Here is a 25,674-nt window from a genome sequence, read left to right as displayed (position 1 = left end):
TAGCAAACAAGAAGGCGTGACCACTATCATAGCCGGAACTGACCCTAACAGTACAGTTCCGGCCACAGTAACCGCCTTAGAAGCGGTAGCCGACCGTCAGGCTGATGGTGCGGGGATCGCCGTAATAACCGATCAGGGTATTGTCGCCACCCAAGCCCGGAATAAAGCTACCGTCATCGGCAATGGAAATAAAGGCATAATTCCCCACCAGGTACTGCTCATTGGTCAGGTTTTTGCCATGCAGACCCACCGTCCAGTGGCCATTGGCGCTCAACCAGTTGACCGATAGATTCAACAAGCCATAACTGCTTTGCTCCAACAGGTTACCCACTTCAGTCAGTGAGTATTTGCTGCGGTAGGCATAGTTGCCGTTGAAAATCAAATCCCCACTGGAAGCCAGCGGCATTTCATAACTAAAGCCCAGGTTTGCAGTGGTTTTTGGCGTATTGGTGATGACAAAGTTATCGGTAATGTCGATCTGCTGACCAGTCGTAGCATCAAAGCTAAAGACATTTTTAAACTTCGCATCAATCAAACCAAGGCTACCGTAAAACTGCAGGTTGCGATTAGCCATCCAGGTAAACTCAAACTCAGCACCGGTCGCATCGGATTGGCCCACATTGCCCAACCGCTGGTTCAACACCGAGGAGTCGTTTGGATCCGGGATCACCGAGATGTACTGGCGGTTTTTGTGATCCAGCATAAACAAGGTGGCATTGAGGCGGAAGGTATTGGTCAGATCGCTCTTTACCCCAATCTCATAGGAGTACACATCTTCCGGGTTGGCTGCTGGTTCAGCGGTTTCGGCCCGTGGATTAAAGGTACCGGATTTAAAGCCCTGACTGAAGCTGGCAAAAAACATGGTATCGGCGCTGTGCTGGTATTCTACCCCAAACTTCGGAGTCCACTTGCTCCAACTGGCGCTGTCATCCAACACCACCGGGGTTTGCAGGCCATCTGGCCGAACATAACCTGGGATCCAACCCGACTCTGGGTAAACAGTATCGAAAATCAGGCCATTGCGGACCAGGGCATCTTTTTTGTCCTTGGTGTAACGAAGGCCAGCAGTCAGGGACCACTGGTCATTCAAACGATAGGTTCCCTGAGCATAAGCCGCACTGCTGTCGCTGTCGCTGCAGCCAGCCACTTCACGGGTCAACCCAGGTGTCCCAAAGGCGGTTTGCCCCAGCACTTCCAAAATGGCATCGAACACCCCGCACGACTCAGAGGTGAAGTAGTACAAGCCAGACACCAGACTTAGGTTGTCGCTGCGGTAATTCAGCTGCAACTCCTGAGTAAACCATTTATCTTCGTAAATCGCTGGCACATCAAAAATACGCAGAGGCGTGTTGTCAAAGTCGATATTGACCGGCGAGTAATTTTCCCGCCGTGAGGTAATGGACTTGACACTGATGCTGTCGCTGACCGCCCAGTCCATCAACAAGCTCATGCCTTCGGTTTCAACCCGGGTCCAGGTTGGCAGGCTGGTGTAGGAATCGTAGACACTGTCTGGCACCGGCGCATCGGTCAGCAAGCTTGGTAGCAGGCGGAAGCCGCCTTTGGAGTTGGATTTGTCGTCGGTTTTGTCGTAATTCAACCGCATAAAAAAGTTATCGCCAGGACGAAACTCCAGGGTGGCCCGAAAGGCCTGAATGTCTTTGTTGTAGTTTTCTTTGTCCTGATTGGGCAGGTCGGAAATCAAAAACTCACCGTAACCATCCCGCTGCAAATTTGCATAGCCCAGACCGAAATAGAGCCGGTCCTGGATCAGCGGCAGCTGGCCGGTGACTTTCAGGTCACGCTGGTTGTAGCTGCCCACCGTGCCATTGATGGAAAACTCCGTATCGCCCGTCATTTGCCGCGTGACGTACTTGACGGCGCCACCGATGGTGTTTTTGCCGTACAAGGTCCCCTGAGGCCCGCGCAGCACTTCCACCCGCTCAATATTGAGGATATCCAGTACCGCACCCTGAGGCCGGGCGACATAGACATCATCGATGTAAATGCCAACACCGGGCTCATAACCCCACAGCGGATCTTCCTGGCCTACGCCACGAATGAAGGCCGTTAAGGTGGAGTTGGTGGCGCGACTTTGCTGCAAAGTGGTATTGGGCGAAAATTGCTGCACTTCCAAAATGGTTGATAGCCCGCGTTGCTCGATGTCATCGGCACCAATGGAGGTCACGGCAACCGGCACACGTTGCAAGTTTTCTACCGTGCGACGGGCGGTGACTTCAATCCGCTCCAGCTTCAGTTCACTAGCCTCCGCTGACTCTTCATCACCAGCAATGGCCGTTGTCGCCATCAGGCTGGCGCCAACCGCCAGAGCCAGTGCGCTGATGGTAAATCCCCGTGTTGTCACCCTGCTGTTTTTTAGATTTTCGTTCGTTGCCATCATGGCTCTCCTGCGTGAGTCGTTAACATTACGCCCCTACTGTAGGCTTAAATGCAGAATTTTTAACCTGTACCTTAGTACTATGGCCTGAGTCAGGCTGTTGTATCACACTGAATCAAAATTAAACGAGGAATTTTGCATGCTGGGGTTATTCGGGTTAATCCTGGGGTTGCTGCTGTTGATCGTGTTGACGATGCGGGGCTTCAATCTCTTTATCACAGCGCCGTTGTGCGCACTGATGGTGGCCGCCACCAATGGCATTCCTTTTTGGGATATCGCCGATAAGGTCGACTTTGTTCATGGTTACATGAGTGGATTTTCTGGCTTTGTCGCCGCCTGGTTTTTAATGTTTTTGCTGGGTTCTTTGTTTGGCAAGCTGATGGAGCACACCGGCGCTGCCGATGCAGTGGCGCTGGCGATTGTCAAACGCATCGGCCACACCCGGGCGGTGCTGGCAGTAGTGATGGCCTGTGCGGTCTTGACCTATGGCGGCGTCAGCGTCTTTGTGGTGGCCTTCTCGGCCTACCCGATGGCGGTGAGCTTGTTTAAAGGCGCCAACCTGCCAAGACGCTTTATCCCGGCAGCACTGGCACTGGGCTCGGTGACCTTTACCATGACCTCGGCGGGCTCACCGGAAATCCAGAACTGGATCCCCATCCCATACCTAGGCACCACCCCCTATGCCGGTTGGGAAGTCAGCCTGGTAGTGGCGGTCATTATGGCCATCAGCGGCTACATGAGCCTGATGTGGATGATCCGCAAAGCGGTGGCCAAGGGCGAGCATTTTATTCAACGCGCCAGCGATCCCGAGGTGGAAGACCGCAACCTGCCCAACCCTATTTTTGGCATTATCCCCCTGCTGGTGGTACTCACCCTCTCGTTCTTTTTGCATGAGTCCTTGCAACAGGCAGCGCTGATTGTGGCGCTGGCTGGCGGCGTCAGCAGCTTGTACCTGCTCAATATGAAGTTTTTACGCAATCCGGCCGCTGCAACCAACGAAGGGGTACTGGGTGCCTTGCTGGCGATTGGCAATACGGCAGCCGTAGTTGGTTTTGGCAGTGTCGCTCGCTTAACACCAGCCTTTGCCGGTGTGGTCGACTACATGACGCATCTGCCTGGCCCTGAGCTGCTGGGGGCTGCCGTAGCCGTCAGTGCCATTGCGGGTCTGACTGGCTCTGCTTCCGGTGGCCAGGCCATTGCACTGCCGGAAATTGCACCGACTTACCTTGACCGTGGGGTTGACCCGGAACAATTGCATCGGGTGGTGGCTATTTCGTCCGGTGCACTCGATTCCTTGCCGCACAACGGCTATGTCGTCACCACCATTCGTGCTATTTGTGGTGAAACCCACCAAAACGCCTACTGGCCGGTAGCGGTGGTCAGTGTGTTGGTGCCTTTGGCCGGCGTTTTTGTCGCCATTGGCCTGTTCCAATTAGTTTAAGGAGATAACGCATGTTGCTTCGTAGTCTGCTGCTCGTCGCTTTGCTGTTCAGCGGCCTGGCCAAGGCCATGCTGGTCGAAAAACAGCGCTTTGAAATCGCCGAATTCACCACCGAAAATGGCCAGGTCATTGCGCCGGTTCAGGTGGGCTGGGAAGCCTATGGCCAGCTGAATGAGGCCAAAGACAATGTCATTTTAATCACGCACTTTTTTTCCGGTAGTTCCCATGCAGCGGGCAAGTACAGTGCCGATGACCCTGTTCCAGGCTATTGGGATGCCATCATAGGCCCGGGTAAAGCCATCGATACCGACCGCTTTTATGTCATCAGTGTCGATACCCTGGTCAATGCCAATGTGTTTGACCCCAACGTCATCACCACAGGCCCGGCCACCATCAACCCAGCCACCGGCAAACCCTGGGGACTGGACTTCCCGGTAGTCACCATTGGCGACTTTGTCGAGGTGCAACGCGCTTTGCTCGATAGCCTGGGCATTGAACGCCTGCATGCGGTGATCGGGCCATCGATGGGTTCTTTTCAGGCCATTGAGTGGGCAACCCGTTATCCGGAACGAGTAGAGCGGCTAGTGCCGGTGATCGGCAGCGCCTTTATCGATGCCTGGGCAGCCGTTCGCCTGGAGCGTTGGGCTTACCCGATTAAAGCCGATCCGGCCTGGAACAACGGCGATTACTACGCCACTGGGCAACCGACCGAAGGCTTGATCACGGCGTTATCCTACATCATTCAGGATGCGGTCTACCCCACCGGCTTCAACCTGCGTTACCCGGCGCCCTACACCGATGCAGCGCCCCATCAGGACATACGAGCGGAGTTTTCTGCCTGGCAGCAACTGCGTGAGCACGCTGCCATCCGCGCAGCTTACCAGGATGCCAACCATATCCTCTATCTGGTGCGTGCATCCCAGCTCTTTCGAGCCGGCATGGGGGACAACTGGCAACAAGCCTTAAAGCAGGTGCAAGCACCGACCCTGTTGCTGCCTGCTGCCGGCGATCAGCTGCTGCTGCCACAAATGAGCCGTACCACCCAACAAGCGCTGGAAGCCGCCGGTAGAACAGTCCACTACCATGAAATCCCCGGCATCTGGGGGCACCTGGATGGCGTGGTTGGCATGGCGGCCGTGGCGGATGTACTGCGCGACTTTCTGACCGACTAACTGCGGTGTTTTGGGCTGCTCTCCTGGTTGCTTTGCCCACTTTGGCGCCCTGATGGGCGCCTTTCTTTTGTCGCGCTCTAGGGCGTGTTGACCTGTGCTGTTTAGATTTTGTTCGCTGCAAAAACAAACAGCAAAGGTCAACACGCCCTAACGTTTTCTGCCATACTAAAACAAAGTAACCGCGACATCCGGTGCCATGAAAGCGACTGCCATCGGGTTTGGTCTGCTGCTTGCCAGCTACGTTATCTGGGCCGAACCCCTGTTAATTGCCAGCTCCGATTACAGTCCACATACTGGCGAGCACCTGCCAGAGGGCGGGGCTTTGACCGCCATTATGCAGGCCGCCTTTGATAAGATGGAGCAACCAGTCGAAATCCATTACATGCCCTTTGCCAGAGCCATGCAAGCCAGCCGTCTCGGCCAGTATGCGGCGGTGCTTGGGGTCAAACATACCGACGAACGTGAGCAGGCGTTTTACTTTCCGGAACCTATTTACCAAACCGCCATTGTTTTTTTTAAACGCGCCGATAGCCATTACCACTTTGATAGCTACCTGGACCTGGTGCATCAAGGCGTACGCTATGGCTCTGTGCTGGGCTACTCTCACCCGGATGGACTGCTGGAAACCCGGATCCGGCATTATCAGGTCTCCAGTGAAGAACAGTTGTTTGTGTTGCTGCGAGCAGGCAGAGTCGACCTGATGGCCGGTGATAAACTCAATGGCATTTATTTGCTGCATCATGAGTTTCCCGAGTTTCTGCCCTACATTGATTGGGTAGAACCACCGATTGAGCAGCAACCCCTCTATCTCTTGTTTTCCCGCCAGCACCCACAAGGGGAAGCCTTAAGCCAGGCTTTTAGCGAGGCCATTATGCAGCTTAAGGAGAGCGGCGAACTGGCGCAAATAAAACAGCGATTGTTACCGGATGCGCGCAGCCTGCAGTCTGCACCGAAGCCACAGTAATGCCATTCCCCTTTTCGGGCTGACCAGCCTGCATGCAGCTGTACGCCATTGCGCTTTAATGCGAGTTCACTTATCTTTGATATCTGCCCCCTTGAAGGAGCCCGCTAGCTGATGACTGCAGCGCCCGAGAAGCCCAGCGCCACACATTCTGAAGACAGCCTGCTGGAGCTGCGATCCAGACGCTTGCTGCAAATATCCGCTGCAACTTTGTGTGGTGTCTTGCTGGCAGCCACCGTTTCATCCGGCCTGACTCAGGCTTTCTTACTGACTGGCGCTGCTTTTTTAGGCATGGCGTTCGCGGCCGCCTGGTGGCAACGCTCATTGCTGGCAGCCTACATTTTACTCTGGTCGATGGCGTTGATGCTGACGGGGCTGGCCGTCGCTTCCGGCGGCATTCGGGATCTTGCTGTGGTAGGTTTCCCCGGCGTACTTGTGTTTGCAGCAATTTTAGGCAGCCGTAACTTATTTCTCTCCTTACTGAGCTACATGATACTGGCCTCTGCGGCCATGGGTTATGCCAGCATGCAAAGCTGGCTGGTACCCTACCTGCCGGCCGATAGTTGGCGCCATATCCTCTATATCTGTGTCATTTTAAGCATCATTGGCTTTAGTGTCTTGCTGATGGCGCAGGATCTGCACCGCTCTTTGCGTGCCCTGCAGCAGGAGAATAAGCGGGTGCGCGAAACGCAACAGCAGCTTGAGCGTCTGGCGATGCACGACAAACTGACCGACCTACCTAATCGCAACTTGTGCGAACAACTGTTTCGGCAAATGCAACTGGACTGCCTGCAAAACCAGCAGCGTCTGGCACTGTTGTTTCTGGATCTGGATAATTTTAAACCGGTCAATGACGCCCTGGGCCATGCCGCCGGCGATCAGTTGCTGCAGCAGCTGGCCAAGCGGTTGCAAGACGAACTGTCAGAGCGAGATGTGCTCTGCCGCTTTGGCGGCGATGAATTTATGGTGCTTAGCCCATGTAACGACGATGACAGCCAGTTGGCCGATTTGGCGTCCCGCTTGCTAAAGCAAAGCACCGAAGCCTTCACCCTGATGCAAACCAAAGTTGAAGTCTCTGGCTCGGTAGGCATTGCCACTGTGCCGGCCGATGGCATTGAGTTTCATGTGCTGTGCCGCAAAGTCGATATGGCGATGTACAACGCGAAAGAACAGGGGCGCAACACCTGGTGCTTTTACAACGACGCCATGGATCAGGCCAATACCGACAAGTTTAATTTACTGCAACGCATTCGTGCGGCCATGAAAAGCCAGAGCTTTGCGCTTTATTACCAACCCAAAGTCTGCCTGCGCAGCCAGCAAATTCTGGGAGCAGAAGCCTTGCTACGCTGGCCGCAGGACGATGGCAGTTTTATCAACCCGGCCGAGGTCATTGAACTGGCGGAGCGCAGTGGCCTGATCCTGGAGCTCGGTGCCTGGGTGCTGCAACAGGCCTGCATCGACTGCCAACAATGGCGTCAACAAGGCTTTCCTGATGTTCGGGTTGCGGTGAACTTATCCCCCTTGCAATTTCGGGATGGCAAACTGCAACAAACCCTGCTGGCGGCTCTGGCCAACAGTGGCCTGCCGGCAACGGCTCTCGAACTGGAGTTAACCGAATCGCTGCTGATTGACGACACCCAGCTGGTGCAAAACCAATTGCAACGGCTTGGCGCACTCGGCATCACCTTTGCTATTGATGATTTTGGCACCGGTTACTCCAACCTGGGGTATTTGCGCCAGTTTAATGCCTCAAGCCTGAAGGTTGATAAGTCCTTTATCAGTTCGCTTTCGGTATCTTTACGGGATGAGCCTTTGATCAAGGCGATTATTCAGCTGGCCAAAGGCCTGGAGCTCAGCACTGTGGCCGAGGGGGTGGAGGATGACGCCACCATGCAACGCTTGCAGCAATGGGGCTGCGACGCCGCTCAGGGCTATCTTTGGTCCAAAGCCCTGCCAGCCCCCGACTTTTTACAGTACTTACAGCAGCAGCGCTAAAATCAGTTGTCGTAAAGCGCGGATTCTTTTAAGGTAAAGCCATTCCAATCCGGTGAGATCCCCATGCACAGACTCCTACTGTTATCTGCCGGCCTGTTGCTGACAGGTTGTGCCACCCTGAGTAAAGACGAATGCCTGCAAGCAGACTGGCAAACCCTGGGCTATGCCGATGGGGTGCAGGGCCGTTCACCTGCCCGCATCGATACCTATCGCCAGGATTGCGCCAAACACCAGGTGGTGCCTGATCTGGCTTTGTACCAGCGCGGCCATCGCCAGGGCTTGCAGTTGTTTTGCCGCACCAGCAATGGTTTTGAATATGGCCGCTCCGGTCAAAACTACCAGGGCGTTTGTCAGGGGGAGGCCGAAGCCGACTTTTTACTGGGTTTTGATGCCGGCCGCCGCATCTTCTTGTTACGGCAGCAGGCACAACAAAGTGAGCGCCAACTAACACAGCTGGATAACGACTACCAGCAGTTGGCCGAACAGATCCGTGACAAAGAAGCCTTAATGTTTGGCGATGCACAGACGCCGGAAGGCAGGCAGCAACTGTACCGTGAGATCAGCGAACACCGGCAGCAACAAGCCGCTCTGGTGCGTCAGCGTACCCAATTGGAGCTGCAACTTGAAGGTTTACAGCACCAAATCATCGAGCTGGAGCAGGCGTTTTCTTTTTACTGAGCCAGCTCTGCATGGGCTGATGCCAACCGCGGATACACCACCATGTGGTCAAGATCGAGCCGAATGCCGATCATTTCACCCACCGCATGGTTGTGGTGACTGAGCGCCAGACAATAGACCTGATCGCCGCTGTGCAGCTCCAGACTGTAGAGTATGTGGGAACCACGAAAGGACTTTTCCAGCACTTTGGCAGTCACTCCGCTGTCATCGTCGTGCACGATATCATCCGGCCGGATCAGCACATCGACGCTATCCCCCTGCTGCAGACCCGGCTGGTAACTCTGCCGGAAAATACCAAAGGATGTCTGAACCCGTTGACTATCGAGCATCTTACCCGCCAGCAAAACTCCGCGACCGATAAAGTCGGCAACGAAGCGATTCACCGGCTTGTGATACAGCTCGTAAGGGGTCGCCCATTGCTGCATACGTCCATGCTCCATCACCCCAATCAAGTCCGCCATGGTAAAGGCTTCGAACTGATCGTGAGTCACCATCACGGCGGTCATCTGCTCCTGTTTTAAAATCTGCCGGATATCGCGCGCCAGCGACTCCCGCAGCTCCGCATCCAGACTGGAAAAGGGTTCATCCAGCAACAGCACTTCGGGTTTGGGCGCTATCGCCCGGGCCAGGGCAATCCGCTGCTGCTGACCACCCGATAATTGGTGGATGTAGCGCTCGGCCAGATCGGGCAAGCCGACCAGCCGTAACAACTCCCGCACACGCTGCTGACGTGCACTGCGGCTTAGTTGCTTGATGCCAAAACCAATGTTTTCAGCGACGGTCAGGTGCGGAAAAAGCGCAAAATCCTGAAACACCATGCCCAGTTTGCGCTGTTCAGGCGGACAGGCGTGATTGGGGGCACTAACCACACCTTGCGCCAGTCGAATCGCCCCTTTAGCGACGGGCTCAAAGCCGGCAATGGCGCGCAGCAAGGTGGTTTTGCCACAACCCGAGGGACCGACCAGACAGCCAATCTGGCCTTTTGACAGCGAAAAGGTAATGTCTTTCACCACAGTATGGGTGCCATAAGCGACGTCAAGTTGCTCCAATACCAGCATAGTTCGTCCGTTTTAGTGCGCCCGCTCCATGGAGCGGGCTAAGATAATCACCGGCAATAACCCAACCAGCACAATCGCCAGCGCCGATAAAGACGCATCGGCCAGACGTTCGTCGGACGCCAGCTCAAAGGTACGCACTGCCAGGGTGTTGAAGTTAAAGGGCCGCAAAATCAGGGTTGCCGGCAGCTCTTTTAGCACGTCGACAAACACCAACAGCAAGGCTGTCAGTACACTACCACGCAACAGCGGGACATGCACCCGCCACAACACCTGGCGCGGCGAGCACCCCAGGGAGCGCGCCGCCTGATCCATATTGGGGCGAATACGCTCCAGGCCAGCTTCGATGCTGTGCAGCGAGACCGCCAGAAAACGCACACTGTACGCCAACAGCAACGCAAATAAGGTCCCGGAAAACAGCAAGCCAGTGCGAATACCAAACCATTGCTCGGCCAGCAAATCAATATGCCGATCCAAAAATGCCAGCGGCAGCATCACACCAATGGCGATCACCGTACCAGGAATGGCATAGCCCAGCGCCGCCAGGCGCACCGGCACCAACACCAGCCAGTCACGCCTGAGCCGCCGGGCATAGGCAAAAATCAACGCCAGCAACACCGCCAACAGCGCTGCCATGGCCGCCAGCGAGAAACTGTTCCACACCAATTGCAAAAAGCGCTGGTCCAGGGTGTCGCGCCAGGTCGCCAAGGCCCAGATCAGCAATTGTGTGGCCGGCACCACAAAACCAAAAACCAGTGGCAGCAGACAAAGTGCCAACACCCCCAATGCTCTGGGGCCTTGCAATACTTTGCGCGGGGCCTGACTGTCTTTTTGTCCTTGATGGTAATAGCGTATTTTGCGCCTGGACCATTGCTCCAACACCAACAAAAACAGCACAAAGCTGCTCAGCATCGCCGCCAGCTGCGCCGCAGCCAGACTGTTGTTCAGGCCAAACCAGGTGCGGAAAATGCCGGTGGTGAAGGTGTCCACCCCAAAGTATTGCACGGTGCCATAATCGGCGAAGGCTTCCATCATCGCCAGTGCCGTACCGGTCAGAATGGCGGGACGCGCCAGCGGCAAGGCCACTTGCCAAAAATGCTGCCGGGTGGTCAGCCCGAGAGTACGGCTGGCCTCTTGCAGCGAAGCGGCCTGCTCACGAAAACCATTGCGGGCCAGCATGTAGACATAAGGATAGAGCACCAGCGACAGCATCAGAATAGCGCCGCCTAAGGAGCGGATTTCCGGAAACCAGTAATCGCCATAACGCCAGCCGAATGCATCACGCAACTGGGTTTGCACCGGCCCGGCAAAGTCCAGCAAGCCGGTGTAGGTATAAGCAATGATGTAGGCCGGCATCGCCAGTGGCAACAGCAGCATCCACTCCAGCAAGCGTCGGCCCGGGAACTGGTACTGCGAAACCAACCAGGCACTGCCGGTACCAAGGAATAAGGCACCAAAGCCGACCCCAAAAGCCAACAGCAAGGAGTTGCTGATGTAGAGCCAAAGCACGGTCTGGCGCAAATGCGACCACACCTCCCACTGCGGCTGCAGCAGGCTCAGCAAAATCACCAGTACCGGCAAAGCCAACACGCTGGCTGGTATCACTACCAGCCAGCGCCAGGGATCAGGTCGCCACCCGAATTGTTTTAACACCGGAGGGGCCTACAGCGACTACAGCAACAACCAACTAGCGCCAACGTGCTCTGTCCATTAAGCGCAATGCTTCCGCATTCAAAGTTCCCAGCCGCTCCAGTGGCAGAGTATCGGCTTTAAAGTCACCATAGGATTGCAAAGTCTGGCTGTAAGCCACACCGGGGCGAACCGGGTACTCGTGGTTGGCTTCGGCATACCACTGTTGGCTGTCTTGCTGCACCATAAACTCCAGCAGTTGCAGCGCGGCTGCAGGGTTGGGTGCATGGGTGGCCACACCGGCACCGGAAATGTTGATGTGGGTACCAAGCCGATCTTGCTCAGGCCAGTACACCGCCACCTCAGCCGCAGCTTGTTGATCGCGCGGGTCATTCATCATGCCAGCCAGATAGTAGGTATTGGCGATGGCCAGATCACAGACACCGGCTGCCAGAGCCCGGATTTGATCCCGGTCACCACCGCGCGGTGGGCGGGCAAAATTGCGTACCAGACCGCGAACCCACTGCTCGGTTGCTGCAGTGCCGTGATGTGCCAGCTTGGCTGCCACCATCGATTGATTGTAAATGTGGCCAGAGCTGCGGACACAGATACGGCCGCTCCAGCGTTCGTGGGTCAGGTCGTGCAACACGGCTTTGTCCGCCTCGTCCAACCGCTTTGCAGCATAGAGCACCGGCCGGGCGCGCACCGTCAGACCGAACCAGTAGCCGGCATCGTCCCGCAGATGAGCAGGGATGGCCTGTTGCAGCAACTCCGATTGCTGCGGTTGCAATACTTGCTGCTGCTTGGCCCGGTACAAACGGCCCACATCGGTGGTGATCAGCAAATCGGCCGGACTGTTACGCCCTTCGCTGACAATGCGGGTAATCAACTCATCGGCATTGCCGGTAATCAGGTTCACCCGAATGCCGGTGCTGGCGGTAAAATCATCCAGCACCGGTTTGATCAACTCTTCCTGCCGGGCGGAATACACATTGACTTCGGCACTGAACACCGCCGTACTTTGGCCCGCAACCAGCATCCAGGCACTGCACCACAACAAAACCGCCGCAAAACGCATAGCAACTCCAGCTGAAAAGGTCGTTCAATCAAATGATGACGGCAAGTATAAACCCAATGAGAACGATTCTCAATAATACTTTTCAGGTATTCAGCGCTGCTTTTGCTAAATTAATCGAACTTGCAGCCGCGGCAGTAAAAAGCCATGGTAGGCGAGGGCGTGTTGACCTTTGCTGTTTAGGTTTTGTTCGCTCTGGCGGCGCTTTGATCGCGAAACGAGGAGCGTAGTTTAGTGATTCTAAATAAGTGACGAGTGACAAAGAGCAGAGCGTCGCCAGACGAACCCTTCGGGCAGCGCTTGGCTGGCATTTCTACTGCGTTAAAGCTTGTTTCATGTAGAATAACTACACCTTACAACCTTTGCCTTGTATAAATACCAGCCAAGCAGCTGCAAAAACAAACAGCAAAGGTCAACACGCCCTAAAGCAATTCATTCAGTTGCAGCAAAGCGGCTGCCAGTGGGCTTTGCTAGCATGGCACTGTAAATTAGGCCATAATACAATTCGTTATACACTGCGTGCTTGTTTTCAAAGGAGCGACACATGATGCTGATGGCCGTGCTGTCATGCTTTATTTTAGCTTGCTTTGCCCCCTGGGTGCATCGCTTTACCGGACGTCACAGCGGCTGGGCGCTTGCGCTGTTACCGGCAACCTTGTTTGCTTACTTTGCCAGCATGCTGCCGATGGTCAGTCAGGGCGAAAAGTTGCAGTTTAGCTACAACTGGTTCCCGGGACTGAACATTCATCTCAGCTTTCTGGTGGATGGCCTCTCCCTGCTCTTTGCCTTGCTGATCACCGGCATTGGTTTCTTTATTTTGGCCTACGGTGGCCGTTATCTGGAAAAGCACCGGGATCTGGGACGCTTTTTTATCTTTTTACTCGGCTTTATGGGCTCCATGCTGGGCGTGGTGCTGTCCGATAACCTGATCAGCCTGTTCGTGTTCTGGGAGCTGACTACCATCACGTCCTTTATGCTGATTGGCTTTAACCATGAGCAGGAAGAATCGCGCAAAAAAGCCCATCAGGGCCTGATGGTCACGGTGCTGGGCGGCCTGGCGTTAATGACCGGCCTGATTATGTTGGGGCTGGTCGGTGGCAGCTTTGAATTAAGCGAAATTTTAGCCGCCGATGGCCTGACCGAGCATCCGCTGTACCTGCCGATGCTGATCCTGCTGTTGCTCGGCGCCTTTACCAAGTCGGCCCAAACCCCCTTTCATTTTTGGTTACCCAACGCCATGGCAGCCCCGACGCCGGTTTCGGCCTACCTGCACTCGGCAACCATGGTCAAAGCGGGCATCTATTTGTTGGCGCGCCTGAGCCCGGGCTTAGGTGGCACCGAGGTCTGGCTGCTGACCTTGTCTTTCTTTGGTGCTCTGACCATGCTCACTGGCATTTTCCTGGCCAGCCGGGCTACTGGCGTAAAGCGGGTACTGGCTTACTCGACCGTGATGGCATTGGGAACTCTGACCATGCTGCTGGGGCTGGGCACCGAAAAAGCGGCTCTGGCGGCGGTAACCTTCTTGCTGGCTCACGCACTGTACAAAGGTGCACTCTTTATGGTGGCCGGTATATTGGACCATTCAGCCGGTGTGAAAGATTTCCAACAAGCAGGCGGCTTGCGCCACAGCATGCCCAAAACCACAGTGGTGGCGGTGCTGGCATCCTTGTCGCTGGCAGGCATCATCCCGTTGTTTGGCTTTGTTGGCAAAGAGTTGCTGCTCGAGGCGGTGCTGACCGCATCCAGCTGGCACATCGGCCTGACCATTGCCACTGTGGTTGCCAATATACTGGTGGTACTGGTGGCAGCGGTAATGGCACTCAAACCCTGGTTTGGCCCCGCGGTTGAGACGCCCAAAAAGCCAAAGGATCCTGATTTTGCGCTGCTGATAGGGCCGGCCGTTTTAGCCAGCCTGGGACTGTTGTTTGGTCTGATGCCCTTTTTGGCTGACAAAGGCCTGTTGGCAGCAGCGGCAGCAGCCGTCTACGGCCAGCCTATCGAGCTGTACCTGGCGCTGTGGCACGGCATTAACCTGCCGCTGATGCTGAGCTTAACCAGCCTGGCGCTGGGCCTGCTGCTGTTTAAAGTCTGGGATGGCTGGCGTCAGGCCACGGACTTTATGCAGCGGGCAGAGAAAATTGGCCCGGAAGTGATTTACGAGCGCCTGATGCTGGGCATGACTCAGTTTGCCGACTGGCAGACCAAAACCCTGCAAAATGGTTACCTGCGTAACTACCTGATCACCACCCTTGGCACCGTGATCATCATCGTTGGCTGGGCCTTGTTACGGGTCAATCAGTTGGAGCTGAATCTCAGCATTCAGGATATCCGGGTGCACGAAGTCGCTGTCATCCTGGTCTTGATTCTGGCGGCTTTAACTGCGGTGCTGGTCCGCTCCTTTCTGGCAGCCGTGGCCATGCTGGGGGCGCTTGGCTTTGGTGTCGCCCTGCTCTACGTTTTCTTCAGCGCGGTCGATGTCGGTATTACCCAGGTGCTGGTTGAAACCATCACGGTGCTGCTGCTGGTACTGGTGCTGTACCGCTTGCCCGAGTTCCGCAGCTTGTCGTCGACCGCCAACCGGCTGCGCGATGCCGTTATCGCGGGCATGACCGGCCTGCTGATGACGGTGCTGGTGCTGGTGATCACCGGCGCCCGCCAGCTGGACGGTATTTCCGACTACTTCCTGGAAAACAGCGGGCCGCTCGGTTATGGCCGCAACGTGGTCAATGTCATTTTAGTGGATTTCCGTGCCCTGGATACGCTGGGTGAACTCTTTGTGCTGGCACTGGTCGCCATCGGTGTCTATGCAATGATTCACCTACGCACCGGAGCCTTGCCAGTTACCAACTCGGATCGCCGGGCAGCTTTTAACCTGCGCCGGGCGCAAAAGGAAAAAGCCAAGGCCGACGAAACGGCGAAAGCGTCCACCAACCAGGGAGAGAGCTCATGAAACCGCGTCGCTTTAATATGCGCTCTTTGATTCTGAACACCGGCAGCTCCTTATTGCTACCGCTGCTGGTGTTGTTCTCATTGTTTTTGTTGTTACGAGGCCATGATGAGCCCGGTGGCGGCTTTATCGGTGGCCTGGTCGCCGCTGCTGCTGTGGCATTGAAATTATTTTCTGAAGACTACAAAGCAGCCCGCGATATGCTCCGGGTGCACCCGTTGCAGCTGGTCGGCATTGGCCTGGTGCTGGCGACCATCGCCTCCTTTCCGCCCTTGCTGGTCGGTGACTCCTTCTTTACCGCTCAGTGGTGGACCTTGGATCTGCCGGTCTTTGGCGAATTTAAACTCAGCACCCCACTGCTGTTTGATATTGGTGTTTATCTGGGGGTGATTGGTACCGTGCTCACCGTGGTCTTTACTCTGGCGGAGGCTGAACACTCATGACAACCTTAATGGCCATTCTGATTGGCACCTTTTATGCCGCGGCCATCTACATGATGCTGCGTCGCTCCGTGGTGAAACTGGTTATCGGGCTGATACTGCTGTCCAACGCCGCCAACTTGCTGATTTTTACCGTGGCCGGACTCAACCGTGGTATTCCGCCGCTGATCCCGGAAGGTCAGCTGGTGATTGACGGGCCCGCAGCCGATCCGCTGGCTCAAGCCGTTATCCTGACCTCCATTGTGATTGGTTTTGGCGTACTGGCCTTTGCGGTGGTGCTGATCCACCGTGCCTGCGAGGTGGTGCAAACCGATGATATGAACGAAATGAAAGGAACCGATTGATGGATCTGGAAGTCTTGGTCGCTCTGCCGATTATCATCCCGCTCCTGATCGGCGCATTGTCCCTTACCCTGCTGAACAACCACAGTGCCCAGCGCTGGCTGGGTGCCATAGGCACCGCCATTTTATTGATCAGCGCTGTGTGGCTGCTGCTGCATACACTCGAAGTCGGCATTCAGGTGCTGGAAGTTGGCTCCTGGCCGGCTCCTTTTGGCATTGTGCTGGTCGCCGACATGCTGGGCGCCATTATGGTGTTGCTGGCATCAACGCTTGGGTTTATCACCGCCCTCTACAGCTTAAAAACCATCCGCAAACGCTTCGAACGCTTTGGTTACTACCCACTGCTGCATCTACTGCTGGCTGGCGTCAATGGTGCTTTTTTAACCGGGGATATTTTTAACCTCTACGTCTGGTTTGAAGTGCTGCTGGTTGCCTCCTTTGCTTTGCTTATCTTAGGCGGCGAGCGGGCACAAATGGAAGGGGCCATCAAATACGTCACCTTGAACCTGCTGTCATCGGCCTTGTTCCTGACGGCCATTGGTTTAACCTATGGCTTGGTCGGCACCCTGAATATGGCCGATATTTCCGTGAAACTGGCCAGCCTGGAAGACCAGAAAATGGTGACAGTGATCGGCAGCCTGTTTTTAATCGCTTTTGCCATTAAAGCCGCTGCTTTTCCATTATTTTTCTGGCTACCGGCCTCCTACCACACGCCCCAGGTGGCCGTCTCGGCGATTTTCGCCGGTTTGTTGACCAAGGTCGGGGTCTATGCGCTGTACCGGGTTTTCACACTGATTTTCACCGCCGATACCGGCTTTACCCACGAGGTCCTGCTTTGGATGGGCGTCTTTACCATGCTGACAGGCGTTTTGGGCGCTGCGGCACAATTTGAAATCCGCCGCATTCTGAGCTTCCACAGCATCAGTCAGATTGGCTACATGATGCTGGGGCTGGCCTTGTTTACGCCACTGGCGCTGATTGGTGGGATTTTTTACATCGTGCATCACAGCGTGGTGAAATCCAGCTTGTTCCTGACATCTGGCCTCATCTACCGCTTAGGCGGCAGCTTTGAGTTAAAGAAGCTGGGTGGCTTGTACCGCAAACATCCTGGCCTGGCGATTTTATTCTTTGTGCCCGCCTTATCCTTGGCAGGGGTGCCACCGCTGTCGGGTTTCTTTGCCAAATTTATCTTGATCAAAGCCGGTGTTGAAGTCGGCTCATGGTGGGCCATTGGCATCGCCTTGTTGGTGGGCCTGCTGACCCTGTATTCGATGATCAAAATCTGGAATGAAGCCTTCTGGAAGGCCACGCCGGAGCCAAACCCACCGGTGCCGGCACCAACCCGCAATGGGCTGATTTACGCCTCCATTGGCATCCTGGCCCTGTTAACAGTAGCGCTGGGTGTCTTTGCCCAACCCATGTATCAGATTGCGGAAATTGCCGCCCAGCAGCTGCTGAACCCAGCGGCCTACATTGAAGCGGTCTTAGGGAGGACATCCCCATGAATGTGTTACTGGCTAACCTGGTATTGGCGCTGATTTGGGCTGCCTTAACCGATACCATGAACGCAGGTGGCCTGGTGATTGGCTTTTTCATCGCCTACCTGGTGTTGGTGCTGGTGTTTCGTCAACACCCCGATGTCCGCCAGTACCGGCTGCGGGTGCCGCGCATGTTCAGTTTTGTGGTGTTCTTCACCAAAGAGTTGATTCTGGCCAACCTGAAAGTTGCCTACGATGTATTGACTCCGATTCATCTGATGAAGCCCGGTGTTATCGCCATGCCTCTGCGGGCTGAAACCGATTTGGAGATCACCATGCTGGCCAATGCCATTTCATTAACCCCGGGCTCACTGAGCCTGGACGTTTCGTCCGATCGCAAGGTGCTCTACGTGCACATCATGTATCTGCACAACGAGGAAGAAGTGATGAATGAACTGAAGCGGATGGAAACTAAAATTCTACGGGTGATGCGATGAATCCGGTACTCGATTATACCCTCTGGCTGTGCTTTGCCATCTTAAGTGCAGCCCTATTCTTTGCGCTGTGGCGTTTATTCAAAGGACCGACCCTGCCTGATCGGGTAGTGGCGTTGGAGCTGATTGCCTCGATGACGGTGGGCCTGATTGGTTTGTACGCCATACGGACCGGCCGCGATGCCTTTATTGACGTTGCCATGGTGCTGGCACTGACCGCATTTTTAGCCGCCATCGGTTTTGCCCGCTACCTGGAAAAAGGGAGTCACCGCGATGATCACTGATATTCTGGCAGCCTTTTTTGTGCTGGCTGGCAGCTTCTTTATGCTGGTTGCCTCCTTGGGTGTGTTCCGGATGCCGGACTTGCTCACACGGATGCACGCAACAACCAAGTCCGGTGTGCTTGGCGCCGGTCTGATTATGTGTGGCGTGATGCTGTTCTTTTTGGACAGTGGTGTGGTCTTACGCGCGCTGGCGGTAATGGCGTTCACCACCCTGACCTCCCCCATCGCCGCGCACGCCATTGGGCGCGCCGGTTACTTCATTGGCGTCCCTTTGTGGGACAAAACCGTGAAAGACGAACTGCATGGCCGCTACGACGAAGAAACCCATGTGCTGCACAGCCCAGAGCACATTAAGGATCTGCAAGACAAACCCTAGGTTGCTGTCTTAAAGCGGTTCTGGTGCTGGCTAAAGTCCGGCACGCTGCGCTGGTAGTCCTGCTGCAGCAAGCTGGAGTGCACAATAAAATCAGCGGTGGCTCTGTTGCAGGCCACCGGGATATTCCAGACCACAGCCAGCCGAATCAAGGCTTTCACATCCGGATCATGCGGTTGCGAACTGAGCGGATCCCAAAAAAATACCAACCAGTCAACTTGTTGCTCTGCAATTAAAGCACCTATCTGTTGATCCCCTCCCAGTGGACCACTGGCCAGGCAATGGACCTCCCGCCCAAGGCTTTCTGCCAACAGCGCGCCTGTGGTGCCAGTGGCGTAAAGCTGTTTACCCACAAAAAAATCTGCATGGGCCTGCACCCACTGCAACAACTCTTGCTTCTTGCCATCGTGTGCTACCAAAGCAATTGTCTTCATACCGGCCCTCCAGGCTTCATTCTGTTGTCAACATAACCAAATGCACCGCAAAAAAAAAGCCCTGCAAAGCAGGGCAAACAACCAAGGTCCACGTATAACATCGTTATTGGTCCGGCAGTTGCTGCGCTTCTGGCGCTTTGCAACTCACCGTTGACCACATCATTCGTTGGCGGCACCACGAAACGGCAAGGATGACGTTTCATGCTCCACGCTATTTAGTGCTCTGCTGCGACAATTTTCTTCATCGCCGTCATGTAACCCCTTAGGGTTTTGCCGACTTGCTCCACCGGGTGAGTGCGGATAGCGTCATTGATGGCAATCAGCTCCAGATTGTCCACCCCTGCCTGAGGGGCAGCCAGGCCCTTACCTACCAGCTCTGCCGGCAGGCTGTTGACGGTATCACGCAGCAGCGGGATAGCCGCATTGGCGAATAAGTAGTTACCGTATTCAGCCGTATCCGAAATCACCACGTTCATCTCATACAAACGTTTGCGAGCGATGGTGTTGGCAATCAAAGGTGTTTCATGCAGCGACTCGTAGTAGGCTGACTCGGCGATAATGCCTGCGTCCACCATGGTTTCAAAGGCAAGTTCAACCCCGGCTTTGACCATCGCAACCAATAAAATACCGCGATCGAAATAACTTTGTTCAGCAATCTGCTCATCCGATACTGGCGCCTGCTCAAAGCCACTTTGGCGGGTTTCCTCGCGCCAGCGCAGCAAGTTGGCATCATCGTTGGCCCAGTCGGCCATCATGGTGTGCGAGAACTCACCGCTGATGATGTCGTCCATGTGCTGTTCAAACAAAGGACGCAACTGCTGTTTTAACTGCTCAGCCAGGCGGTAAGCTTTGACCTTGGCCGGGTTAGACAGCCGATCCATCATGTGGGTGATACCACCATGCTTCAGTGCTTCGGTGATGACTTCCCAACCCTGTTGAATCAACTTACCGGCATAGCCCGGCTCCATGCCATCGGCTACCATCCGATCAAACGCCAAAATAGAACCGGTTTGCAGCATGCCACACAAAATGGTTTGCTCGCCCATCAGGTCTGATTTTACTTCGGCAATAAAGGACGAGTGCAAGACACCGGCCCGATCACCACCTGTTGCCGCCGCATAGGCTTTGGCAATGGCCAAGCCCTGGCCTTTTGGATCATTTTCAGGATGCACGGCAATTAAGGTCGGTACACCAAAACCACGCTTGTATTCTTCCCGAACTTCGGTACCCGGGCATTTAGGTGCCACCATAATAACAGTGATGTCCGGTCGGATTTGCTTGCCTTCCTCAACGATGTTGAAACCGTGCGAGTAAGCCAGAGTTGCGCCTTCTTTCATCAGCGGCATGACGGCATCAACCACCGCACTGTGCTGCTTATCCGGGGTCAGATTCAGTACCAAATCCGCGGTGGGGATCAGCTCTTGGTAAGTGCCCACTTTAAAACCATTACTGGTTGCTTTCTGATACGAAGCACGCTGCTCACGGATAGCCTCTTCACGCAGTGCGTAGCTAATGTTCAGCCCAGAGTCGCGCATGTTCAGTCCCTGGTTTAAACCTTGGGCACCACAACCAACAATGACAATGTTCCAGTCTTTAATCGCGTTGCAGCCATCGGCGAATTCACTGCGATCCATAAAGCGGCATTGTTTCAGCTGTTTCAGCTGCTGCCGTAAGTTCAGGCTGTTAAAATAGTTGCTCATACTGTGTCTCTAAAATTCTGGTACGCTGGCCAGCCACTCTGGCTCTGGCAGACAAAGCTGCTGCGTTGATGAAAGCATCATAGCCGACTGTACTTATTGCATGAAGTGATTTATTCTGAATTCAGTATTTCACAAAATGAAATAAAAGTATGGATATTCGCAGCACCCAGTTGTTTTTGCATTTGGCATCCAGCTTAAGCTTCGCCAAGACCAGCGAGCAAATGTATGTTAGCCCCCCAACACTGACCCGGGTGATCCAACGCTTAGAGCAAGAGCTTCGTACCCAGCTCTTTATCCGCGATAAGCGCTCTGTCCGCCTGACACCGGAAGGCCGGCGGGTGCAGCAATTTGCTACCTTATGGCTGGACGAATGGCATCAGTTGCAATTGGACCTTGCGCTGAGCAGCGCGGAATTGGTAGGCGAAATCAAACTATTTTGCACCGTGACAGCAAGCTACAGTCACCTGCCCGCCATTTTGGATAAGTTCCGTGTGCTGTGCCCGAAAGCCGATATCACACTCACCACCGGCGATGCTGCACTAGCGGTGGAAAAGGTCCGCGCCGGAGAAGTCGACATTGCACTGGCAGCCCGGCCAGAGCAATTGCCATCGAACATGGCTTTTCACAGCATTTGTCGGCTGCCAGTAAGCCTGATTGCTCCAGCCCTGCCCGGCAAAGTCAGCGAGGCACTGGCACAGCAGCCGCTGAACTGGTCGAGCATTCCGATGATTCAGCCTGAAAGAGGGCCCGCACGCAGTCGTTTTGATCGCTGGCTGAGCGACAGTGGCATTCGCCCCTGCGTGGTGGCCAAAGTCGATGGCCATGAGGCCATGGTCAGTATGGTTGCGCTTGGAACTGGCATTGCCTTGGTACCCGAAGTGGTTGTCCAGCACAGTCCGGTAAAAGATCGTGTCAAACCGCTAAGGATCGGTTACAATTTCACCGATTTTGATCTAGGTATTTGCCTACTGAGCAAGCGCAATGAAGAGCCACTGCTAAAAGCCTTCTGGCAAGTGGCCACCAGGTAGGACCAGATCGTCAGTATATTTGACAACAGCTGCGACCATCAATGAATATCTTCTTTGAAAACAGTAGCTAACATGTTGGAATGAATTTTGCTTATATTCAGACCAGTAGTTTTACGATAAGGACTTTGTATGTTGAAGTTAGTTACCTTTGCCGCATCCTTTATGGTTTTTACCCTTAATGCAGCCACCACTGAAACCTGGGACTTCACCGGCAACGGCAGCTGGAACTCCAGTGTCACTCTTCAGTCGGACCTGGGCAACTCTGCAACCCTGACGGCCTGGTCCTCCGCCGCCACTAATGGCACCGTTGCGCAATCAAATTTTTACCTGAACAGTTATGGTACCAATGTCAATGGACACGGTGTTGACAGCTTCAATGGCTCGCAATTTATTTTGCTCGAGTTTGATCGCGCGGTTGAGCTCGGCGCTTTGATGACCAGTTGGAATGAGTGGAATGGCAGCGCCGGACAGGCATGGTTGTCAGTCGCAGGCTTTGACAGCAATCCTTTTGCTGGCACTCAAAATTGGTCCGACATCGCGGCTCTGACCAGTGTCAAATCTGCTTACAGCAACTCTCAGTTAGTTTCAGGCAATGCAAGCCAAGCCGGCGCAATGCGTCTTACCGACTTTTCCGATGCCGCTCAGGTTCAGGTCAGTGGTAACACTGTCGTTTCTGGCATTGCCAAAACCACCTGGCTAATTGGTGCTTACAACCATCACTTTAACCAAAGCTCAGATTTATTTTACGACAGAGATAAATTTAAGTTCAGCTCGTTGACCACTGTATTTAATCAGCCGACCACCGATGTTGCGACACCGGCCTCTCTTGGCTTGCTGGCACTGGGTCTGTTGTTGTTGCGCGGACGCCGTCGGCAAATTAAGCTAGCCTAAAAGCTTTCGTATCTACATAAAGGGGCTTTGGCCCCTTTATTTTTATCTCAGCAAGTCCGTGATCTGTTATCAGTCTGTGAGGCTTACCATGAAGTTTGCTTTGTCCGCAGTATTGTTGTTGTTGTCTACCTTGGTGCATGCCGATAAGCAATACAACTTTGAGACCGCCCTATCGCTGTTTCAACAGCAAGACTATGGCAGCGCCTTTATTCACTTACGGCACGTACTTCATCAAGAGCCCGATCACTTACCCGCCAAACTATTACTCGGCGATATCTTTTTCCAACAAGGCCGTTTTTTTGAAGCCATTTATGTCTACGAGGAAGCGTTAACTGAAGGCGCCGACATCAATTTGATGCTGCCATCTTTGCTAACCAGCTATCAGATTAGCCGATACTTTAATGCAATTTTACGGCTGGAAAACCAGGGTGGTATGCAGCCACAGCATCGATTTCGGTGGCTGCTTAGTGCTGCCGCTGTCCATGGCCGGGATGGTAACTTTGATCTGGCAGCAGAAAAGTTGACAACCGCAGCTGCAATCCCAAGGCAAGATCAGGTGCAATTGTTGAATGCCAAAGCCGCATTGCACTTGCAACAGCAAAACTTTGCTGAAGTTGAGTCGCTGCTGGCAATGGCCATGGACATGGATCCTAAGCGCGCGGACAGCTGGCGTTTAAAAGGGGACTTGTTAAGACAGCAGGACGACTTTCCTGCTGCAACGAAGGCTTACCAACAAGCCTGGCAGCAGGCACCGGATGATCCGGTCATAATGCGCTCCTTAAGTGCGGCCTTTATCGCCATGGCCAAGCTCGAGGAGGCTCAAAAGCTGCTGGACACGATGCAGCAGCAAGGCATGCTCGATCCCTATATTCGTTTTTCTTCAGCTTTCCTGGCTGCCATGTTGCGTCAGGACGCAACAGCCCTAACCAGTTTACAGAGCTTGCATGATGATCTTGCTGCGTTGCCATCCTCGCACTTTGACGATCAATCGGAACAACTGTTTCTACGTGCCTCAGCTGGCTACCTGCTGGGCAACACCGAGCAAGCACTGCGTGATTTTGAAAGCTATTTGCAGCTGGCACCCAAGGATTTAACGGCTCTGGGTATGGCGGCTGATATTTACCGCCGCCACCGGCCAAGAGCTCAGACCCTACGCTTTCTGGAGCAACACCCAGCCAGTGTGCAGCGGTCACCGCAACTGTTGGCTTTACAGATCCAGCTAATGCAGCAGCTCGGACGCAATGAGGCCGCCGATCAATTGCTGACCCAAGCGCGCGGTCAATACCCTGGCCATGAAGCCTTAATTCTGCTGGAGAGCCAGCGTATTGCCAGGCAACAAGGCGCGGCTTCTGCCAGCGATTTTTTGGGTCGGATGGCATCGACAGCATCCGCTCCGGTGCTGCTGCAGCAAGCCTTATTGCTGTTGGAGCAACAGGATCTTGAAGCAGCCGCAGCTTTGGGCTCGGAACTGCTAAACATCGAACCCAGTGCCGATAACCTGAGTCTACTGGCCGCTATCCGGTTTAAGTCAGGCCACTGGCAGGATGCCGAGCAGCTGCTAAGTCAGCTCTTTGCACAGCAACCTGATCATTTTGCCGGCCGCTTAACCCAGGCCAACCTGTATTTCCAGCAGCAGGATTTTCAGCAAGCCGAAGCACTGCTAAAAACCATGCTGCAGCAGCAATCCCGCCATTTGAAAGCCATCACACTTTTGGCTGCCACAGAGCTTCAATTGGGTAAGGTTGATAGTGCTGAAACACGCCTTCATGAGTTATTGAACCGCCAGTATTTTCGCCCCGCAGCAGAGTTGCTGTCACAACATTACCTGAGCCAGCGGCAGTATGAAGCAGCCCTTGCCATTGTGCAGCGGGCACTTCGCCAGGAGTTTATGGCACCAGATTGGCTGTTGTTGCAAGCTGAAATCCAAACCCGGCTCAATCAGCCCAACCGAGCCAACCAAACCCTTGGCAACCTTGCGAAACAGCCCGGTTTGACCGCCGACATCTGGTACCAAATCGGCCAACGCTACCTGGCTCTGAACCAGCCAACAGAAGCCAAAGCGGTATTCCGGCAGCTGGGTGCAACGCATCCGGACGTGTTGCTCTATCAGTTGGAGCTGGTCAAGGTTTTGCTGCAGCAAGACCAACTGGATACCGCTCAGGCCTACCTCACTAACTTATCCCAACAATTTGTGCACTCACCCGATATTTTACGTTTGCAGGCAAGCATCGCTCAACGCCAGGGTACTTTAATTGATGCGGCTAAGTTGTTAGAGCAAGCCATCACCCTTGATCCAGACTATCGCCGGGCCTGGGCCGAGCTCTATGAACTTGCTCGGGATGATGCACTGGCGGCTCAGTTTAGTAGTTTGGCACAGCGGCAGCTGAACAAAGCAGCGGATAACTTTTGGCTACGCCGTCTCTATGCCGAGCACGCAATGAATCATGCTGATCACTCAACCGCTGCCAGCTTGTACCAGCAACTGCTTGAGCAGGGTCATTATCAACAGGATCCAGCCTTACTGAATAACCTGGCGATCGCCATACTTGCGGAAAGGCCCGATCAAGCCAGGGGGTTTGCCCAGCAAGCGGTTTCCATCACGCCAATGCATCCTGGCCGGCTGACCACCTACGCGTCGACGCTGATTGAGTCAAAGGAGTACGAAACAGCACTGCCGTTGTTACGACGTGCTCACAGTCTCGATAGCGGCAATGTTGAAGTGTTGTATCTCACTGCAGTCTGCTTGCTTGGTCTGGAACGACAGGAAGAAGCCATTCGGCTATTGCGTCAGCTTAGTGCAAATGACGACCACCCGGGATTGGCCGACCGCGCTCAAAAACGCTTGTCGGCTTTGACACAGTGA

Annotated in this window: 21 protein-coding genes; 15 read left to right on the top strand and 6 right to left on the bottom strand. The window is 54.5% G+C overall.

The window, feature by feature from the left end; all coding sequences use genetic code 11:
* Positions 1-76: 76 nt before the first annotated feature.
* Positions 77-2,395, bottom strand: a complete 2,319-nt coding sequence (locus Q3O59_RS00540) for a TonB-dependent receptor (protein WP_305943749.1) — start codon at positions 2,393-2,395, stop codon at positions 77-79.
* A 139-nt stretch (positions 2,396-2,534) separates the two neighbouring features.
* Between Q3O59_RS00540 and Q3O59_RS00535 the strand changes: the two genes are divergently transcribed.
* The 5 genes from Q3O59_RS00535 (at position 2,535) to Q3O59_RS00515 (ending at position 8,642) form a co-directional block, all read left to right on the top strand.
* On the top strand, positions 2,535-3,836 hold the full coding sequence (locus Q3O59_RS00535; RefSeq protein WP_305943748.1) for a GntP family permease: 1,302 nt from the start codon (positions 2,535-2,537) through the stop codon (positions 3,834-3,836).
* Between the two features lie 11 nt (positions 3,837-3,847).
* Positions 3,848-5,008, top strand: a complete 1,161-nt coding sequence (locus Q3O59_RS00530) for an E22 family MetX-like putative esterase (RefSeq protein ID WP_305943747.1) — start codon at positions 3,848-3,850, stop codon at positions 5,006-5,008.
* Between the two features lie 196 nt (positions 5,009-5,204).
* Positions 5,205-5,972, top strand: a complete 768-nt coding sequence (locus Q3O59_RS00525; protein WP_305943746.1) for a substrate-binding periplasmic protein — start codon at positions 5,205-5,207, stop codon at positions 5,970-5,972.
* A 111-nt stretch (positions 5,973-6,083) separates the two neighbouring features.
* Positions 6,084-7,964: a putative bifunctional diguanylate cyclase/phosphodiesterase gene (locus Q3O59_RS00520; protein ID WP_305943745.1), complete on the top strand. Its 1,881-nt coding sequence runs from the start codon at positions 6,084-6,086 to the stop codon at positions 7,962-7,964.
* 63 nt (positions 7,965-8,027) lie between these two features.
* Positions 8,028-8,642 (top strand): DUF2799 domain-containing protein, encoded by a 615-nt coding sequence (locus tag Q3O59_RS00515; protein ID WP_305943744.1) that lies wholly within the window; start codon positions 8,028-8,030, stop codon positions 8,640-8,642.
* On the opposite strand, the gene Q3O59_RS00510 is transcribed toward Q3O59_RS00515, so the two are convergent.
* Genes Q3O59_RS00510 through Q3O59_RS00500 form a run of 3 tightly spaced genes read right to left on the bottom strand, consistent with a single transcriptional unit; the run spans position 8,636 to position 12,365 of the window.
* Entirely contained in the window at positions 8,636-9,700 is a 1,065-nt protein-coding gene (locus Q3O59_RS00510; protein WP_228589550.1) for an ABC transporter ATP-binding protein, read from the bottom strand. The genes Q3O59_RS00515 and Q3O59_RS00510 overlap by 7 nt on opposite strands.
* 12 nt (positions 9,701-9,712) lie before the next feature.
* Positions 9,713-11,350 carry an ABC transporter permease gene (locus tag Q3O59_RS00505; protein ID WP_305943743.1) on the bottom strand — a complete coding sequence of 546 codons (1,638 nt, stop codon included), beginning with the start codon at positions 11,348-11,350 and terminating at the stop codon, positions 9,713-9,715.
* 34 nt (positions 11,351-11,384) lie between these two features.
* Positions 11,385-12,365, bottom strand: coding sequence for an extracellular solute-binding protein (locus Q3O59_RS00500; protein WP_369812345.1), 981 nt, complete (start codon positions 12,363-12,365; stop codon positions 11,385-11,387).
* A gap of 583 nt (positions 12,366-12,948) precedes the next feature.
* On the opposite strand from Q3O59_RS00500, the gene Q3O59_RS00495 reads away from it, so the two are divergent.
* Genes Q3O59_RS00495 through mnhG form a run of 7 tightly spaced genes read left to right on the top strand, consistent with a single transcriptional unit; the run spans position 12,949 to position 18,761 of the window.
* Positions 12,949-15,351, top strand: a complete 2,403-nt coding sequence (locus Q3O59_RS00495; protein WP_305944430.1) for a putative monovalent cation/H+ antiporter subunit A — start codon at positions 12,949-12,951, stop codon at positions 15,349-15,351.
* Entirely contained in the window at positions 15,348-15,791 is a 444-nt protein-coding gene (locus tag Q3O59_RS00490) for a Na+/H+ antiporter subunit B (RefSeq protein WP_305943741.1), read from the top strand. Before Q3O59_RS00495 ends, Q3O59_RS00490 begins: the two co-directional genes overlap by 4 nt.
* A complete protein-coding gene (locus Q3O59_RS00485; protein ID WP_305943740.1) occupies positions 15,788-16,132 on the top strand; it encodes a Na+/H+ antiporter subunit C in 345 nt (114 codons plus the stop codon). Before Q3O59_RS00490 ends, Q3O59_RS00485 begins: the two co-directional genes overlap by 4 nt.
* A complete protein-coding gene (locus Q3O59_RS00480) occupies positions 16,132-17,634 on the top strand; it encodes a Na+/H+ antiporter subunit D (protein WP_369812333.1) in 1,503 nt (500 codons plus the stop codon). Before Q3O59_RS00485 ends, Q3O59_RS00480 begins: the two co-directional genes overlap by 1 nt.
* A complete protein-coding gene (locus Q3O59_RS00475; RefSeq protein ID WP_305943739.1) occupies positions 17,631-18,104 on the top strand; it encodes a Na+/H+ antiporter subunit E in 474 nt (157 codons plus the stop codon). Before Q3O59_RS00480 ends, Q3O59_RS00475 begins: the two co-directional genes overlap by 4 nt.
* The gene (locus Q3O59_RS00470) at positions 18,101-18,385 is read left to right on the top strand and encodes an MrpF/PhaF family protein (RefSeq protein ID WP_305943738.1); all 285 of its coding nucleotides are present in this window, start codon (positions 18,101-18,103) and stop codon (positions 18,383-18,385) included. The genes Q3O59_RS00475 and Q3O59_RS00470 overlap by 4 nt, the downstream gene beginning before the upstream one ends.
* A complete protein-coding gene (gene mnhG, locus Q3O59_RS00465) occupies positions 18,378-18,761 on the top strand; it encodes a monovalent cation/H(+) antiporter subunit G (RefSeq protein WP_305944428.1) in 384 nt (127 codons plus the stop codon). Before Q3O59_RS00470 ends, mnhG begins: the two co-directional genes overlap by 8 nt.
* Here mnhG and Q3O59_RS00460 read toward each other — a convergent pair.
* Together Q3O59_RS00460 and ilvC are read right to left on the bottom strand one after the other, a co-directional pair.
* The gene (locus Q3O59_RS00460) at positions 18,758-19,192 is read right to left on the bottom strand and encodes a methylglyoxal synthase (protein WP_228594418.1); all 435 of its coding nucleotides are present in this window, start codon (positions 19,190-19,192) and stop codon (positions 18,758-18,760) included. The two genes, mnhG and Q3O59_RS00460, sit on opposite strands and share 4 nt — an antisense overlap.
* 215 nt (positions 19,193-19,407) lie before the next feature.
* Entirely contained in the window at positions 19,408-20,892 is a 1,485-nt protein-coding gene (gene ilvC, locus Q3O59_RS00455) for a ketol-acid reductoisomerase (protein WP_305943737.1), read from the bottom strand.
* Between the two features lie 149 nt (positions 20,893-21,041).
* Between ilvC and ilvY the strand changes: the two genes are divergently transcribed.
* The 3 genes from ilvY (at position 21,042) to Q3O59_RS00440 (ending at position 25,674) form a co-directional block, all read left to right on the top strand.
* The gene (ilvY, locus tag Q3O59_RS00450; protein WP_305943736.1) at positions 21,042-21,920 is read left to right on the top strand and encodes an HTH-type transcriptional activator IlvY; all 879 of its coding nucleotides are present in this window, start codon (positions 21,042-21,044) and stop codon (positions 21,918-21,920) included.
* Positions 21,921-22,049: 129 nt separating this feature from the next.
* On the top strand, positions 22,050-22,811 hold the full coding sequence (locus Q3O59_RS00445) for a hypothetical protein (protein WP_305943735.1): 762 nt from the start codon (positions 22,050-22,052) through the stop codon (positions 22,809-22,811).
* 88 nt (positions 22,812-22,899) lie between these two features.
* Positions 22,900-25,674, top strand: coding sequence for a tetratricopeptide repeat protein (locus tag Q3O59_RS00440; protein ID WP_305943734.1), 2,775 nt, complete (start codon positions 22,900-22,902; stop codon positions 25,672-25,674).

The organism is Alkalimonas delamerensis (assembly GCF_030717955.1).
GTDB lineage: Bacteria > Pseudomonadota > Gammaproteobacteria > Enterobacterales > Alteromonadaceae > Alkalimonas > Alkalimonas delamerensis.
Note: the sequence above shows the minus strand (reverse complement) of the source record. Positions and strands in the feature narration are given on the sequence as shown.

What these genes read in the sequence shown, in the direction of transcription:
- Q3O59_RS00540 (WP_305943749.1), bottom strand. Translation starts at nt 2,395, where the DNA reads ATGGCAACGAACGAAAATCTAAAAAACAGCAGGGTGACAACACGGGGA.
- Q3O59_RS00535 (WP_305943748.1), top strand. Translation starts at nt 2,535, where the DNA reads ATGCTGGGGTTATTCGGGTTAATCCTGGGGTTGCTGCTGTTGATCGTG.
- Q3O59_RS00530 (WP_305943747.1), top strand. Translation starts at nt 3,848, where the DNA reads ATGTTGCTTCGTAGTCTGCTGCTCGTCGCTTTGCTGTTCAGCGGCCTG.
- Q3O59_RS00525 (WP_305943746.1), top strand. Translation starts at nt 5,205, where the DNA reads ATGAAAGCGACTGCCATCGGGTTTGGTCTGCTGCTTGCCAGCTACGTT.
- Q3O59_RS00520 (WP_305943745.1), top strand. Translation starts at nt 6,084, where the DNA reads ATGACTGCAGCGCCCGAGAAGCCCAGCGCCACACATTCTGAAGACAGC.
- Q3O59_RS00515 (WP_305943744.1), top strand. Translation starts at nt 8,028, where the DNA reads ATGCACAGACTCCTACTGTTATCTGCCGGCCTGTTGCTGACAGGTTGT.
- Q3O59_RS00510 (WP_228589550.1), bottom strand. Translation starts at nt 9,700, where the DNA reads ATGCTGGTATTGGAGCAACTTGACGTCGCTTATGGCACCCATACTGTG.
- Q3O59_RS00500 (WP_369812345.1), bottom strand. Translation starts at nt 12,365, where the DNA reads ATGCTGGTTGCGGGCCAAAGTACGGCGGTGTTCAGTGCCGAAGTCAAT.
- Q3O59_RS00495 (WP_305944430.1), top strand. Translation starts at nt 12,949, where the DNA reads ATGCTGATGGCCGTGCTGTCATGCTTTATTTTAGCTTGCTTTGCCCCC.
- Q3O59_RS00490 (WP_305943741.1), top strand. Translation starts at nt 15,348, where the DNA reads ATGAAACCGCGTCGCTTTAATATGCGCTCTTTGATTCTGAACACCGGC.
- Q3O59_RS00485 (WP_305943740.1), top strand. Translation starts at nt 15,788, where the DNA reads ATGACAACCTTAATGGCCATTCTGATTGGCACCTTTTATGCCGCGGCC.
- Q3O59_RS00480 (WP_369812333.1), top strand. Translation starts at nt 16,132, where the DNA reads ATGGATCTGGAAGTCTTGGTCGCTCTGCCGATTATCATCCCGCTCCTG.
- Q3O59_RS00475 (WP_305943739.1), top strand. Translation starts at nt 17,631, where the DNA reads ATGAATGTGTTACTGGCTAACCTGGTATTGGCGCTGATTTGGGCTGCC.
- Q3O59_RS00470 (WP_305943738.1), top strand. Translation starts at nt 18,101, where the DNA reads ATGAATCCGGTACTCGATTATACCCTCTGGCTGTGCTTTGCCATCTTA.
- Q3O59_RS00460 (WP_228594418.1), bottom strand. Translation starts at nt 19,192, where the DNA reads ATGAAGACAATTGCTTTGGTAGCACACGATGGCAAGAAGCAAGAGTTG.
- ilvC (WP_305943737.1), bottom strand. Translation starts at nt 20,892, where the DNA reads ATGAGCAACTATTTTAACAGCCTGAACTTACGGCAGCAGCTGAAACAG.
- ilvY (WP_305943736.1), top strand. Translation starts at nt 21,042, where the DNA reads ATGGATATTCGCAGCACCCAGTTGTTTTTGCATTTGGCATCCAGCTTA.
- Q3O59_RS00445 (WP_305943735.1), top strand. Translation starts at nt 22,050, where the DNA reads ATGTTGAAGTTAGTTACCTTTGCCGCATCCTTTATGGTTTTTACCCTT.
- Q3O59_RS00440 (WP_305943734.1), top strand. Translation starts at nt 22,900, where the DNA reads ATGAAGTTTGCTTTGTCCGCAGTATTGTTGTTGTTGTCTACCTTGGTG.